The organism is Nitrosospira sp. TNL300, assembly GCF_055385915.1.
Map to the genome: position 1 here is coordinate 1,931,211 of NZ_AP041005.1, position 15,425 is coordinate 1,946,635.

Sequence of the window (15,425 nt, forward strand, 5' to 3'; positions counted from 1 at the left end):
AAGATTGCTAACACGAATCCAACGGCAACGATCCGGCCAAAGGTTTTCTGTGAATATCTTGATTATTGTAGACAAACCCGAAGATTGGCCTCTTCAGATTCCAGGCGTGACCGTGATTGAGTCCCGGGCCTATCTGACCGATCCATTTTTTGCCACCCAGGCGAAAAACAATCGCGGCATGAGCGCTGCGGGACAGTCTGTCAAGGTTTTCAACCTTTGCAAATCGTACCGCTACCAGGGATCGGGATATTACGTTTCATTGCTTGCCGAGGCAAGAGGACATAAACCGGTACCCAAAGTAGGCGCTATCGAGGATTTGCATTCCCGGAATCTGGTGCGCCACCTCACGGAGGATCTGGAGGAGCTCGTTCAGAGTATGCTGGCGCCCTTGCCGGGAGACGACTTCCAGCTTCCCTTCTATTTTGGCCGCAATCCGCTTACCGGTTATGATCCCCTGGGTCATCAGTTCTTCAGCCTGTTGCAGGTGCCACTCCTGGCCGTCCGTTTCGAACGCCACCACAACCAGTGGAGCTTGCGCAGCGCGCGCCCGATAGGCGCCAGCGAGATTCCTGCCGAACACCAGGCCTTCGCGATACTTGCCGCGACCACTTATTTCAATGGACGCATGCAGCAATCAAGAAAACCTCCTCCCCGCTATGATCTTGCCATTCTTTGCAACCCCGATGAATCCGAGCCGCCCTCCAATGCAGAGGCTCTGCAAAAGTTCAGGCAGGCAGCGGAAAAACTGGACATGCACGTGGATTTCATAACGCGGACGGATATCGGCCGGTTGTCTCATTTCGACGCCTTGTTCATTCGCGAAACCACCTTCGTCAATCACTACACCTATCGTTTTTCGCGGCTTGCATTCGCGGAAAAATTGGCACTGATCGATGACTCCAACTCTATCCTCAAATGCAACAACAAGGTTTACCTGGCTGAACTTCTCGCCCTGCATAAAGTGCCGATACCGAAAACGCTGTTGATCCACCACGATAATGTCGACCGGATTATCCCTGAACTGGGTCTTCCGTGCGTGCTGAAGCAACCCGATAGTTCATTTTCACGAGGAGTGGTGAAAGTGAAAACTGAAAGCGAGCTGATCCCCAGGGTAACGGAACTGCTGGCAAAATCTGCACTCGTTATTGCACAACAATGGCTGCCGACCGAGTTCGACTGGCGGGTTGGCATACTCGACCGGAAGGTGCTGTTCGTAGCTCAATACTTCTTTCCTCCGGGACATTGGCAGGTTATCGAGCGAGACGAGCAGCGGCATAAACTGAGAGAGGGGGCCACATCGGCTGTTCCATTGGATGAAGCGCCGCGAGAGGTCATCAGTATCGCACTCGAATCAGCCAATCTCATCGGGGATGGATTCTACGGGGTGGATATCAAGCAGACGAATGATGGCTGCTATGTAATGGAAGTCAACGATAACCCGAATGTGGATGCCGGCAACGAAGACGCAGTGCTCGGCGATGCGCTCTACGAGGAAATCATGCGGATTTTCCTGAAGCGGATTGAAATCGCCAGACGCGCATCCCGCTGATCTGCAATCAAACATTCGGCAACGCCCTCTCTATCAGGCAGCTTGCCTGCAATCTGTTATGGGGACCTTGTATAACAAGAATTCTGACCAGCATCCGCGCGCTATGCCAGCTTCGCGCGATCATGCGGCTCATCGAGATTCAGAATCGGGCCGGTCGGCACAATGCCATTCGGATTGATGGTGGGATGACTGCGGTAATAGTGTTCCTTGATGTGCTGCATGTTCACCGTCTCTGCCACGCCCGGCCACTGATACAACTCCCGCGTGTAGGCCCAGAGATTGGGATAATCCACGAGACGCCTGAGGTTGCACTTGAAATGGCCGTGATAGACCGGATCAAAACGGATCAGCGTGGTGAATATCCGCCAGTCGGCTTCAGTGATACAGTTACCGATGAGATAACGCTGACGTGAAAGCAGTTGTTCCAGCTCGTCCATGCATCCGAACAGCGCCATCACCGCCTTCTCGTACACCGATTGCCTGGTGGCAAAACCTGCCTTATAAACGCCATTATTGACGTCAGCGTAAGTGCGCGCATTGATCTCATCGATCTGCGGAAGCAACACCTCAGGCGTATAATTCCCGGGCAAAGCGCCTATTCCATCGAAAGCCGAGTTCATCATGCGGATGATATCGGCCGATTCATTGCTGACAATGGTATTCCGCTGCAAATCCCAGAGCACGGGTACCGTCACGCGTCCACTATAGTCAGGCACTGACCGGAGGTAGACCTCATAAAGATAGTGTGCACCACCAACGGGATCAGGTATTACTCCCGGCGCCTCATCAAAAGTCCAGCCATGCTCGCCCATGTAGGGATGCACCACGGAAACACTGATCATGCTCTCAAGCCCTTTGAGCATGCGAAAAATCAGCGTGCGGGAAGCCCAGGGGCAAGCGAGCGAGACATATAGATGATAACGCCCTGCCTCGGCGGGAAATCCGCCTTCACCGCTGGGCCCCGGACTGCCATCGGCCGTTATCCAGTTGCGGAACTGCGCATCGGTACGGATGAAGCGGCCGCCGGTCGATCTGGTATCGTACCACTCATCCACCCACTTGCCTTTGACGAGTAAACCCATTCTGCAGATCCTTCCTGTTTTGCCGGGTCGGGACGATCAAAATCGGGCAATTACTGATCTTGATCATACGGCTGTTCCCCGATATCCGGCAGCCATTTTGAACGTTTACTGCCCTATTCTATGTTGAGGTCTAGTTGCTTGACGTCCTTGAACTCATTCAATGCCGCGTAAATATCGCCGCGCCTGTAAGTATTCATCTCGGTCGATAAGGATTTTCCATCCAGTCTCGCCACTATGCTTGACCCCTGCTCAACTCCCCGTCTTTTTAAAAAACGGCCAACCAGACTGGAAAGATTTTCCCTTGAGCCAGGATATAGCGGCATGAGGCTTGAATCCAGACCCTGCTCGGCAATCGCCTGTTTGACGGAAATGAACGCGTGCTGGTCACGCAGAGCAGCCACGGCTTCTCTCAATTCCGCAATTACAACATCCTGTTCATGCAATTTCTTATCGTGATCTCCCAGCCGCGGCGCAATAACCTGCCTGATAACCTCAAGCAATGTTTCTTGTGTGACAGGTGAACCCGGCATGGTACTGGAGCTTATTCCATGACTTAGCGCCCGCTCCTGAAGATCATATCCCCAATGAACCAGGCGTTCGTAGTTATCATGAAATCTTTCAATATCCCGCTGCTCCTGTTTGGGCCTGCCTTTAAACTGGGTTTGATACCATTGTCTGTCGAAGACGCGCAGCTGCTCAGCAACGATGTGCCAGCGATAAACCAGCACACCCTTGTAGATCATTTCCAGCTCGCCATCCATCACGTTCTTGTTCAGCAAAGCTGTTCTGATCAGACCTGTTTCAAACCAGACTTTCATGGCGTCCGGAACCTGTAATGCCCTGCCCCATGATTTTGCCGACGCATATACACGTCCGCCGCTGATCAGATAATTCAGTTGTCCACCATTGGGTGATAATTCCTTCATGGTTACAACATTGGTAAGAGTTTTCATTCTTGTACCTGTAGAGCAAACTTCCACAAAACTGGCAAACCAGAAATCGGAGATAAGGGTAAAAGCAAATGCCGTTACACCGTGCCGCACTGAGCTTATTGATCCAGCCAGAAAATACTATGAATCTCGTCATTCCGGCCCTGATTCCGAAATCAGCCAAACCAATAATGGCATGCTTTGAACGTCACGGGATACCGCTTCCGCCGGTATGATGTTGTACTGTTTGCTCGCCGATCCAACAAATATGCTTTATATTCCTTTTATATCCCTTTTGTACCCCTTTCGTCCGGGAGTCACACCATGTATTGTACATCTCCTTCAACTCCCGGGATTGAGCCCGCGCTTGATATCCTCGATTCTGCCAGGGTTATGCTCAGAATGTGTGTATGACAAGAAAGGAAGAGGCAGTGTATTCTTGATGGTTCTTCTGGAATCATCAACCTTTTGCAAGGCGGTGGAAAAATCGTGATTTGGGCGGGAATCCTCTGGGCTGACTCGTGGGCAGATTATCAATAATGTATTTTATCAATAATAAAGGATATGTTAATTTTGGCGTAATTCAATAAATGTTCTGCTGAAAACCAACCCGATACAGAAAACACCCGCATTGCTATATCGCTCTGCCTCCCATAAACCATACCTCGTTAAAAACATAATTTACAACATGATTGGTATAACAGCTTTTGGCTTGCTTGCATTATCGCTGCCCGTCTTCGCATCAACCGATACATCGGATGCGTCGTTTCAAGCGGGCTGGGTCGGGGTTCTGCTCACGCTGCTCATATGGTACGTTTGTGCGAGCCGCAGGAAAAAAGAAATTGGCGGTTGGCTGCTCTATTACTATATTCGGCTCTATATAGGGGTAATTATAGTAGTGCTGGTGGCAGTGAGCTCCTATGATAGCTATCTGCCTGAAGCATGGGCAAATAAGCCAGACCTGTATCCATTCTTTCTTTGGTCCACAGTTCCTGGCCTGTTGTTGTACTGTGCGGAATTTGTAGTGGCGGAAAAGCTCAGAACGTCTAGAAACTATTTCTATGTTCACATCCTGAGATACATACTCTTCGCAGCTCTGGCAGCTTCGCTTATTGCTATCGTGATTAACAATAAGTACTTTGAGGAGGACTCTACAGCTTTTTTCAATATAACGACCATGATCTGGCCAATCATCTGGATTCCTTATTTCTATCTCTCCAAAAGAGTGAAGAGTGTGTTTAAAAACCGGGATTGGCCGTCCGGAGATCGTCTTGAGGATCATCCTGAACCGTCCTGAAACGGGAAGGCGGCGGCTTGGCCAGATCAGGCCCGAATGACGAGATTCATGGTATTTTCTGGCGGGGCAGAGAATGTTTTCATGTCAGGAATTTTCCGGTTGAGGAACGCTTTCCTTGTCTTTAGGAACGCTTTCCTTGTCTTTAGGAACGCTTTCCTTGTCTTTAGGAACGCCTCGTTTGTAATACATGATGGCATACATACAGGGAACAAAAAACAGGGTATATACCGTTGCAAACGTCAAGCCGCCAATGACTGCACGGCCCAGCGGCGCATTGGTGGATCCTCCCATCGCCATCGGAAGCATGCCCATGACCATGGCCGATGCGGTCATGAGAACAGGACGAATACGGGCTTTGCCGGCCTCGATGGCGGCTTGCAGCGTGTCGCCATGCTCTGCGATGCGCTCCAGCGCATAGGACACGACAAGTATGGAATTTGCCGTGGCCGTTCCCATGGCCATGATGGCGCCCGTCAGGGCCGGAACGGAAATATTCGTTTGGGTCAGGAACAGGGCCCAGGCAATGCCTGCCAGGGCCCCGGGCAAGGCTGTAATGATGATGAAGGGAATCAGCCATGATTGAAAATTGATGACAAGCATGAGATAGATCAGCACGACAGCCGCTACGAGGCCGATAATCAGCTCGCGGTAGGTAGCGACCATAGTCTCGGCTTGGCCGGCGATTTTAATAGTGGAGCCGCGAGGAAGTTTATCTTTCATCTCGTCGACAATTTTCTGGACGTCCTTCAGCACGCCGCCCAGCCCCCGTCCTTCGGCGGATACATAGACTTCAACCAGCGGCCTGACACCCCTGTGAGTTACCAGGCCGGGCGTGCCTACCGGCGATTCCTCCGCCACATTGCCCAGGAGCTGATAATCCTCATACAGGCCATCTTCCCCCACCGGCTTGACAGGAACCTCGTTCAAGTCATTGATACTTGCAACTTCAGGTTGAGGATCATATATATTGATCTGGTATGACATGCCGGTCTTTGTATCGAGCCAGTATTTCTGGTCGATCTGCTGGCTGCCGCTAGTCGTTATCAGCATGTTCAGGGCGATATCCTCTTCGTTCCTGTCAACACCGAATCCAAATGTTCTTTGACCTTCAACAAGCAGGGTTGGCGTGCGCATGGTTTGCTGGATCACCACATCGGAGGAACCGGGAATTCTGCGTAGCTTATTGGCCAGTTGACGCGCGAAGGCATAGTTTCCGTATATATCCATCCCGTTAACCTGAACATCAATCGGAGAAGGGGAGCCGAAATTCAGGATTTTCGCGATCAGATCGGCTGGCTGAAAGGTGAATTGAGTCCCCGGATAGCGCTCTTTCAGACCCTCATGGAGAATTTTCCGAATATCCCACACGGCTGATTTCCCGTTGAACAGGGTGATCGTCAGATCGCAGTCCTGAGATCCTATCGTGGGGGTCGGAATAAACGCCAGATTATGCGGCCCGACAGGTATGCCGCAATTGCTGACGATGTCTTCAACCTGCCCGGGAAGCATTCGCCTGATATCCTCCGCAACGAGCGTGGTGATGCGGTTTGTGGCTTCCATACGTGTGCCAAGAGGCGCTCGCATGTGCATCTGAATGGCGCCTGACTTGACCTCCGGGAAAAAATCGCGGCCGTTGAAGTAGAACAGAACAAGAGAGACGAGCGCGAAGGTGAGCATGACCGTTGCGAACATGCGGCGATTTTCAATCGTTCGTTCGAGCAGATTGCCATACCCGGCACAGAAATGGGTAAAGCGGCTCTCGAATCCTTCCTGAAAACGGGAGAAAATCCTCATATAACGAGAGAAAATCCTCATAAAAATCTTCATATGCTGCTTTAATTTCTGCCAAAAATCGGCAAGCTTCCCCGCTGGCTTTTCCTCGCCATGGCGGCCTTCCTTTTCGTGTTCTTCCTTGTGTTCCTCCGCGTGAGGAGGCTTGATAAGATATTTCGCCAGAGTCGGCACGAGTGTACGCGACAGGATGAAGGACGCCAGCATGGCGAATATCACCGCCAGCGCCATCGGCTTGAACAGATAGCCCGATACGCCGGAAAGCGCGAACAGCGGCAGCCAGGCAATAGATATGCATAATGTGGCGAGCAGCGTCGGAACAATGATCTGATTTGCCGCATCGATGATCGCTTTATCGAGTTCCTTGCCCATTTCCAGGTGAGTATCGATGTTCTCGATCATCACTGTCGCGTCGTCGACAAGAATCCCTACCGCCAGCGCCAATCCCCCCAACGTCATGACGTTCATCGATTCGCCCAGCGCCTGCAGGCAGATGACGGAGGTTAGAATACACAACGGAATTGAAATCGTAACGACTATCATGGGACGCCACGAGCCGAGCAAGAGCATGACGATGAACCCGACAAGCAGGCCGGCGATCATCATCTCATGCATCACCTCGTTGATGGATTCCCGCACGAAGACCGACGCATCGGTGATGATCTTAACGTCCACACTGGACGGGACGATCTCCTTGATAAGTGGAATGGCTGCCTTGACGCCGTCGACCACATCCAGGGTCGACGCATCACCGCTTTTCATGACGACCATGACGACAGCCTGCTTCCCGTCCACGATGACGGAGTTCGTTTGCGGCGGCCCTGCCAGCTGGACATCGGCGACGTCACGCAAGAAAATGAAGGAATTCTTTTTCTTCTTTATCGGGATCTTGTTGAAATCCTCGATCTTCGGCGGCATCGCGTTTGTCTCGACCATCCAGTCGGTCTGCTTGATCTTCATGTCACCCGCGGGCAGCACGATATTCTGGCGATCGAAAGCCGCATGGACATCGGTCGGCGACACATCGTGAGCCAGCATTCTGTTTCTATCGAGGGATACCAGAAGCTGCATGGGCTTTCCGCCGTAAGGATGCGGAACGATCGCCCCCGGGATCACGACAAGCAGGGGTCTGAGTTGCGTAAAAGCAAGATTATAGAGTTGTGCCGGCGTCATCTCTTCCGAAGTAAGCTGCAGCATGACAACCGGTACCGAAGAGGCCTCCAGGCGCATGATCATGGGTGGGGAAATATCCGGTGGCAATGCCTTGACGATCGTCTGGCTTATCGCTGCGACTTCCGCTTCTGCCCCAGGGAGGCTGGTTTGGGGCTGAAGAAAAATATTCGTGATGCTGATGCCATAGTACGATTGACTGACGATGTCCGAGATACCTTCCACCGTCGAGGTCAATGCACGCTCGAAGTAAAAAGTGATACGACCCGACACATCCAGCGGCAGCATGCCGGCGTAAGCCCAGACTACGGAGATCACGGGAATCTTGATAGCGGGAAAGACGTCTGTCGGCGAGTGCCGTATGGCCCTGATTCCAAATATGACGATCATAATGGAAAGAACCACGAAGGTATAAGGTCTCCGTAACGCGATAAGTACGATCTGGTTCATACTATGTTCCCTCTTATGCCTTCGGTAAAAAATTCATTTACCTACGATATTGCACGCAAGGAGGAGGCGCTTCTTTCACAAACCCTTATCGATAAGTATAGGCTTTAGACATGGAAGTCGCCCCGGAAATTCTGACAATTGATAAGTCGGAGCTTTGCCGGGGGGCAGGAAGGAGGACGATCCGGAGCTTGAGGTGCTGCATGCGAAGATCGGACAGCAGGCGCTGGAAATCGATTTTTCAAGCGCCGCGCTCAACAAGGCGGGATTGCTGAACGCAAAGAGATGATAGACCGTATGCACGATCTGCCGGTTGCCCCGGCAATATCAGATACTGTCGCGAGCGCGCTCGACCGCTTATTATCGGGGGCAGGAATTCAGCGAAGCCGACCTGGTATTGATGCGCCGGATCGACGCACTGCATCTGGAACATCCATTTGCCGACAGCCGGATATTGCGCGACATGCTGGGACGACGGCCATTCAATCGGCCGCAGTGCGCGCGTTCGTCAACGATACGCTGGATGCGCTGATACTGGAAGCCGGTGCGGGGGATTCAACAATGTCGATATTTCAGCGTGCAGTACGATCAAGCGCGTACTCTGCTCCGCCAGCCACCAGGGCGAACTGCATGTAGCCAGGGGTCGATGGGCCGGTCTCATGGACCGGCCCTTTCGGTACTGCTTGATGGTTACGATGATGCCGCAGATGCAATTATGGAACCGGGGCCTTTGTCAAATTATTGTTTTTGTCGCTCGCATCGCTCTGATCCCTATATAGAAGCGGGGGCTTTGCCAAGGTACTGTTTTTGTCGCTTCCATCGCTCTGATCCATATTGGCGTCGTCGTCAACTGGAACCAGAGGTCTTGTCAAATTATTGTTTTTGTTGTTTCTATCGACAAAATCTGCATTGACGTCAATTCCTCCAGCTGGTACTGGCTTATCAAGATCAGTATATTGGAGTGTCCCAAAGGGTTGAATTTGATCGTCAGTGGGTAATTGGTCGCGGCTCCAGCCTCCTCCAAGCGCACGAATAAGCGACACCGATGCTACCAGCCGATTAGTCTTGATCTGTACAGAATCGATGCTTGCCGTCAGCGTGCCGAGCTGGGCATAAATGAGCTCAAGGCTGGAGGCCAGACCGCCCTTATAAAGGTCCATGGTAAGGTTCTGTGTTGTACGTGCGGCTTCGACGGCAGCATCCTGCCGTTCGGCGGCAATAGTCATCCAATAAGTCTGTGCCAGGTTATTTTCAACTTCACGAAAGGCCTTCAACACTGTCGAACGATATAAGTTTTCTGTCTCGCGATAGATCGACCATGATTGTTGCAATTGAGCCCGGCGATATCCGCCCTGGAAAAGCGGAATGGAAAAAGAGGAACCATAGGCCCAGAAACTGTTAGCCGCACTGATCAGATTGAACCCGGAATCTTCCATTCCTCCTCCCAGCCGGAAGGCTACATCGGGAAAAAAGGCGGCACGTGCAATTCCAATGCTGCGGTTGGCCTGTGCCATCTGGCGCTCCATTGCGGCAATATCGGGGCGGCGTTCAAGCAAAGTGGATGGAATTGTCTTTGGAAGGCTAAAATGCGTGGTAAGGAGGTTAGGTACCGGCTCGATCTTAAAGCTGGCTGGAGCGAGATTAAGGAGAATTGCAATGGCCTGCTCCGCCACCTTGCGGTCACCGTGCATCAGGGCCAATGTTGCCTCGGTAGCGAACAGCAGCGACTGAGCCCGCGCTACGTCGAGATTAGAGGCGATCTTGCCTTCGAATTGAGTCACTACAACATCCAGTGAGTACTTATAGAGACCGATCGACTGTTGGTAAATCGCAATTTGCGCATCCAGTCCACGCAGCATGAAATAATTCGATGCAATTTCCGCCTGCAGAATAAGGCGTGCCAGTCCATAATCGGCCGCGCGTTCTTCAGCACGATAGATTTTGGATTGTGCCGCATTCCGATATTTCGACCAGAAATCCGGTTCCCAGGATGCAATCCCACGGAAAATATGTTGAGTATCGCTGTCAGGTTCTCCAGGAGCACGAAAGAGAGTTTTATCGGATTGCCTGTTATTACTGCCACCATACTCAAAACCGAGTTGGGGGAAATATTGAGAGCGTGCCTTCATCATTGAATTGCGCGCTTGAACGAACCGTTCGGCCGCTGCGTGCAAGTCCGGGTTGGCGGCAAGCCCCTGCTCTACAAGACTGTTTAGAACCGGATCGTCATATAGTTTCCACCAGTCGGGCCGGAGCGCATCATCCGATGGATTAGCCTTGACGAAAGAACTCGTCCCCTCCCAGGAATCCGGAACAACAAATTCAGGCGGCTGATAAGCGGGCGTCAGATCGAATGCAGGAAAAGGAAGGCTGCTGCAAGCCGTCAGGCTGGCTGCCACAAATAAAAAACTCCCAAACCTGACGCCGAGACGATAGAGGTTTGAAACAGGAATTCTTTTTTTATGCCGCAAGTCAATCGCGGTCAAATGAGTGTCATCGTACATGTGATGCCTTTAACGCTTGTTTTAACTCCGGATTCGGTTTTTCTGCATTTGAGGCTGGTTTCGATGACTCCGGAGGTGTTTCTGCATGTGAAGCTGGTTTCGATGACTCCAGAGGCGTTTCTGCATGTGAAGCTGGTTTCGATGACTCCGAAGCCGGCTTATGGGGAGCATTGATCATGTCATATCCCGGTGCAGGCGCTACAATGGTCACCTTGTCACCTTCCAGCAGGGCCGCGCTGGGATTGTTTATAATCCGGTCTTCTGTCGTAACGCCCCCGCTCAATTCGACAGTAGCGTCGAGGATTCTGGTTATTTTGATGGGCTTGAAGCGAACACGGCTGTCGTCATCTACTACAGCCACTCGCGTTCCCATCTCATCGAATACCAGAGAACTGGATGGAATGGAGAGGTGTTTATTCTCGACATCCACGGTCAGGTTGACTGATGCATAGGAGCCGGGCCACAGATCCTTCTCTTCATTTTCAATCACGAATTGGGTAGTCACCGTACGCGTACTCACATTGAAGCCGCGGGCAGTGGTCAGAAACTCGGCGGTGAAATGCCGGTTGGGAAATTGCGGCACCGTTAGATCGGCTTTCAGGCCGTCATGCATCAGGGCGCCGAATCGCTCAGGCACACTGACAAACAAACGCAACCGGCTGATGTCCGCAACCGTATAAAGATTGCGGACCTCACCTTGAGGGGTACTGATAGTGCCTTCCTTATTGATGTAATCACCCACATTGATGGCGCGGTTGATGACCACACCGTCATAGGGTGCGACGATTGTCTTAAAGTTGATCAATGCCTCGAAATTACTGACATTTTGCCTGGCGGCATTGACCTTTGCCTGTTGGGCTTTTGCCTCGGCCACCTTTACCGAAATCGATTGCTCGGATACCGCCTGGTTTTTGCGCAAGGCTATCCACCGGTCAGCAGTAAGTTTGGCGAGGTCATTTAGCGCAATTTCCGACGCCAGATCCGCCTTGCTTTGCCGGTATTGGGCATCGAGCGCCGGCGCGTAGATTTCGGCAAGCACATCTCCTTTTTTGACTCTCGCACCCCAGTCCTTATACCACATCTTGACATAACCAGATACCTGGGCATAGATCGGCGCCTGAAACCAGGCCTCGATGGTCCCTGGAAGCTGGATGGTTTCTTTGGCAGGCAGCGGCTCGGCGTGGACGATAGCCACGCTCGGAGTGTCATTTTGCGTCGCCTGTGATTTTAAAGAATCCATATGCTTCCTGGATTCAGTGACCCGGTAACCGATATAGATGAGAAAAACAAGAAGAGCGCTCGCAATGATTACCGTGGTTTTTTTACTTAATGCTTTCATTTTCATGTCAGAAATCTCCCTGTTGAGGAGCGCCGTGTAGTGGAACGTCCTGCTGAAGAACGCTTTCCTTGTCTTTTGGAGTGCTTCGTGTGTAATAGATGATGGCATACACAACGGGAACAAAAAACAGGGTATATATCGTTGCAAACGTCAAGCCGCCGATGACCGCACGACCCAGCGGCGCATTGGTGGACCCTCCCATCGCCATCGGCAGCATGCCCATGATCATGGCCGCCGCGGTCATGAGAACAGGACGAATACGGGCTTTTCCGGACTCAATGGCGGCCAGCAGCGGATCGCCATGCATCTCGATGCGCTCCAGCGCGAAGGACACGACAAGTATGGAGTTTGCCGTGGCCGTTCCCATGGCCATGATGGCGCCCGTCAGGGCCGGAACGGAAATATTCGTGTGGGTCAGGAACAGGGCCCAGGCAATGCCTGCCAGGGCGCCGGGCAAGGCTGTGATGATGATGAAGGGAATCAGCCATGATTGAAAATTGATGACAAGCATGAGATAGATCAGCACGACAGCCGCCAGGAGGCCGACAAGCAGTTCGCCATAGGTCGTGACCATATTCGCGGCCTGGCCGGCGATTGTAGCTTCGGAGCCGCGGGGAACTTCTTCATCCATCTCGTCGACAATTTTCTTGACGTCCTCCAGCACGTCGCCCAGCCCCCGTCCTTCGGCGGATACATACACTTCAATCAACGGCATGATGCCTCTGTGAGTGACCAGGCCGGGTGTGCCTATCGGCGATTTCTGCGTCAGATTGCCGAGGAGCTGATATTTCTGATCCGGGTCGTCTCCCTCCAGTGACTTGACAGGAACCCTGTTCAACTCATTGATGCTTGAAACTTGAGGTTGAGGCTGATAGATGTTGATCTGGTATGACATGCCGGTCTTCAGATCCAGCCAGTATTTCTGGTCGATCTGCTGGGTTCCGTTAGTCGTTATCAGCATATTCAGGAAGATATCCTCTTCGGTCCTGTCAACACCGAGTCCATAGGTCCTTTGGCCTTCCATAAACATGGTCGGCGTGCGCATGGTTTGCTGGATCACCACATCGGAGGAACCGGGAATTTCACGCAGCCTGGCTTGCAACTTGCGCGCGTATTCGTAGTTTCCGTATATATCCATCCCGTTGACCTGAACAGTAATCGGAGAAGGGGCGCCGAAATTCAGGATTTTCGCGATCAGATCGGCTGGCTGAAAGGTGAATTCAGCCCCCGGATAGCGCTCCTTCAGGCCTTCATGGAGAATTTTCCGAAGATCCCACACGGCTGATTTCTCGTTGAACAGGGTGACCGTGAGATCGCAGTCCTGCGTTCCGATCGTGGGGGTCGGAATAAACGCCAGATTATGCGGGCCGACGGGCAGGCCGCAATTGCTGATGACGCCTTCAACCTGTCCGGGAAGCATTTCGTGGATATCATTCGCAACGAGCGTGGTGATGCGGTTTACGGCTTCCATCCGTGTGCCGAGAGGCGCCCGCATGTGCATCTGGATAGTCCCTGACCTGACCTCGGGGAAAAAATCGCGGCCGTTGAAGTAGAACAGAACAAGAGAAGCGAGCGCGAAGATCAGCATGAACGTTGCGAACACGCGGCGATTTTCAATCGTTCGTTCAAGCAGATTGCCATACCAGGCGCAGAACTGAAGAAAACGAGCTTCGAAAGCCTCCTGGGCACGGGTAAAAAACACCAGGGGACTCTTTAGCTTCTGCTGAAAACCGGCAAACTTCCCTGCCGGCTTTTCCTCGCCATGGTGGCCTTCCTTTTCGTGTCCTTCGCCGTGTCCTTCGCCGTGCCCTTCCCCGTGAGGATGCTTGATAAGATATTTCGCCATGGTCGGCACGAGCGTACGCGACAGGATGAAGGATGCCAGCATGGCGAATATCACCGCCAGCGCCATCGGCTTGAACAGATAGCCCGATACGCCGGAAAGCGTGAACAGCGGCAGCCAGACAATGCATATGCATAATGTGGCGAGCAGCGTCGGAATAACGATCTGGTTTGCCGCATCGATGATTGCCTCATCGAGTTCCTTGCCCATCTCCAGGTGAGTATCGATGTTCTCGATCATCACTGTCGCGTCGTCGACAAGAATCCCTACCGCCAGCGCCAGTCCCCCCAGTGTCATGACGTTCATCGATTCGCCCAGCGCCTGCAGGCAGATGAGGGAGGTTAAGATACACAACGGAATTGAAGTCGTAACGACTATCATGGGACGCCACGAGCCGAGCATGAGCATGACGATGAAACCGACAAGCAGGCCGGCGATCATCATCTCATGCATCACCTCGTTGATGGATTCCCGCACGAAGACCGACGCATCGGTGATGATCCTGACGTCCACATGGGACGGCACGATCTCCTTGATCCGCGGAAGGGTTGCCCTGATGCCGTCGACCACGTCCAGGGTCGAGGCCTCGCCGCTTTTCATGACGACAATAATGACGGCCTGCTTCCCGTCCACGATGACGGAGTTTGTTTGCGGCGGCCCTGCCAGCTGAACATCGGCGACGTCACGCAGGAAAACGAACGAATTTCCGTCCCTCTTTACCGGGATATTGTTGAAATCCTCGATATCCGGGGGCATCGCGTTTGTCGCGACCATCCAGTCGGTCTGCTTGATCTTCATGTCACCCGCGGGCAGCACGATATTCTGGCGATCGAAAGCCGCATGGACATCAGTCGGCGCTACATTGCGAGCCAGCATCTTGTCTTGATCAAGGGATACCAGAAGCTGCTTGGGCTTTCCGCCGTAAGGATGCGGAACGATCGCCCCCGGGATCACGACAATCAGGGGCCTGAGCTGGTTATAAGAAAGATTGTAGAGGTCTGCCGGGGTCATCTCTTCCGAGGTAACCTGCAGGCTGGCTACCGCTACCTGAGAGGCTTCCAGGCGCATGATCATCGGCGGGGAAATATCCGGCGGCAACTGCTTGACGATCGTCTGGGCTATGGCTGTGACTTCCGCTTCTGCGCCAGGGAGGTTGGTGTGGGGCTGAAGAAAAATATTCGTGATGCTGATGCCATAGTAACACTGGCTGACGATGTCCGCGATACCTTCCACCGTCGAGGTCAAGAAGCGTTCGAAGTAAAAAGTGATACGACCGGACACATCCAGCGGCAGCATGCCGGCGTAAGCCCAGACTACGGAGATCACGGGAATCTTGATAGTGGGAAAGACGTCCGTTGGCGAGTGCCGTATGGCCCTGATTCCAAATATGACAATCAGAATTGACATGACCACGAAGGTGTAAGGTTTCCGTAACGCGACAATTACGATCTGGTTCATACTATGTTCCCTCTTA

General features: G+C 52.5%; 10 protein-coding genes. 4 read left to right on the forward strand and 6 right to left on the reverse strand.

What is annotated here, in order from left to right; genetic code table 11:
* Window positions 1-112: 112 nt before the first annotated feature.
* Window positions 113-1,549, forward strand: a complete 1,437-nt coding sequence (locus tag ACZ5BW_RS08940; RefSeq protein WP_464539074.1) for a RimK family protein — start codon at window positions 113-115, stop codon at window positions 1,547-1,549.
* A gap of 101 nt (window positions 1,550-1,650) precedes the next feature.
* Here ACZ5BW_RS08940 and ACZ5BW_RS08945 read toward each other — a convergent pair whose 3' ends face one another.
* Both ACZ5BW_RS08945 and ACZ5BW_RS08950 read right to left on the reverse strand, forming a co-directional pair.
* Window positions 1,651-2,631, reverse strand: coding sequence for a glutathione S-transferase family protein (locus ACZ5BW_RS08945; RefSeq protein ID WP_464539076.1), 981 nt, complete (start codon window positions 2,629-2,631; stop codon window positions 1,651-1,653).
* Window positions 2,632-2,744: 113 nt separating this feature from the next.
* Window positions 2,745-3,584, reverse strand: coding sequence for a hypothetical protein (locus tag ACZ5BW_RS08950; RefSeq protein ID WP_464539081.1), 840 nt, complete (start codon window positions 3,582-3,584; stop codon window positions 2,745-2,747).
* Between the two features lie 664 nt (window positions 3,585-4,248).
* Here ACZ5BW_RS08950 and ACZ5BW_RS08955 point away from each other — a divergent pair.
* Window positions 4,249-4,857, forward strand: a complete 609-nt coding sequence (locus tag ACZ5BW_RS08955) for a DUF2569 family protein (RefSeq protein WP_464539083.1) — start codon at window positions 4,249-4,251, stop codon at window positions 4,855-4,857.
* 84 nt (window positions 4,858-4,941) lie between these two features.
* On the opposite strand, the gene ACZ5BW_RS08960 is transcribed toward ACZ5BW_RS08955, so the two are convergent.
* A complete protein-coding gene (locus ACZ5BW_RS08960) occupies window positions 4,942-8,268 on the reverse strand; it encodes an efflux RND transporter permease subunit (RefSeq protein ID WP_464539085.1) in 3,327 nt (1,108 codons plus the stop codon).
* Window positions 8,269-8,422: 154 nt separating this feature from the next.
* Between ACZ5BW_RS08960 and ACZ5BW_RS08965 the strand changes: the two genes are divergently transcribed.
* Window positions 8,423-8,554 carry a hypothetical protein gene (locus ACZ5BW_RS08965; RefSeq protein WP_464539087.1) on the forward strand — a complete coding sequence of 44 codons (132 nt, stop codon included), beginning with the start codon at window positions 8,423-8,425 and terminating at the stop codon, window positions 8,552-8,554.
* A gap of 24 nt (window positions 8,555-8,578) precedes the next feature.
* Entirely contained in the window at window positions 8,579-8,797 is a 219-nt protein-coding gene (locus ACZ5BW_RS08970) for a hypothetical protein (protein WP_464539089.1), read from the forward strand.
* 181 nt (window positions 8,798-8,978) lie between these two features.
* On the opposite strand, the gene ACZ5BW_RS08975 is transcribed toward ACZ5BW_RS08970, so the two are convergent.
* From ACZ5BW_RS08975 to ACZ5BW_RS08985, 3 genes are all read right to left on the reverse strand, one after another.
* Window positions 8,979-10,664: an efflux transporter outer membrane subunit gene (locus ACZ5BW_RS08975; RefSeq protein WP_464539091.1), complete on the reverse strand. Its 1,686-nt coding sequence runs from the start codon at window positions 10,662-10,664 to the stop codon at window positions 8,979-8,981.
* 94 nt (window positions 10,665-10,758) lie between these two features.
* Window positions 10,759-12,114 carry an efflux RND transporter periplasmic adaptor subunit gene (locus ACZ5BW_RS08980; RefSeq protein ID WP_464539093.1) on the reverse strand — a complete coding sequence of 452 codons (1,356 nt, stop codon included), beginning with the start codon at window positions 12,112-12,114 and terminating at the stop codon, window positions 10,759-10,761.
* 1 nt (window position 12,115) lies between these two features.
* Entirely contained in the window at window positions 12,116-15,409 is a 3,294-nt protein-coding gene (locus ACZ5BW_RS08985; protein ID WP_464539095.1) for an efflux RND transporter permease subunit, read from the reverse strand.
* Window positions 15,410-15,425: the final 16 nt, after the last annotated feature.

What these genes read in the sequence shown, in the direction of transcription:
- ACZ5BW_RS08980 (WP_464539093.1), bottom strand. Translation starts at nt 12,114, where the DNA reads ATGAAAATGAAAGCATTAAGTAAAAAAACCACGGTAATCATTGCGAGC.
- ACZ5BW_RS08950 (WP_464539081.1), bottom strand. Translation starts at nt 3,584, where the DNA reads ATGAAAACTCTTACCAATGTTGTAACCATGAAGGAATTATCACCCAAT.
- ACZ5BW_RS08960 (WP_464539085.1), bottom strand. Translation starts at nt 8,268, where the DNA reads ATGAACCAGATCGTACTTATCGCGTTACGGAGACCTTATACCTTCGTG.
- ACZ5BW_RS08955 (WP_464539083.1), top strand. Translation starts at nt 4,249, where the DNA reads ATGATTGGTATAACAGCTTTTGGCTTGCTTGCATTATCGCTGCCCGTC.
- ACZ5BW_RS08985 (WP_464539095.1), bottom strand. Translation starts at nt 15,409, where the DNA reads ATGAACCAGATCGTAATTGTCGCGTTACGGAAACCTTACACCTTCGTG.
- ACZ5BW_RS08945 (WP_464539076.1), bottom strand. Translation starts at nt 2,631, where the DNA reads ATGGGTTTACTCGTCAAAGGCAAGTGGGTGGATGAGTGGTACGATACC.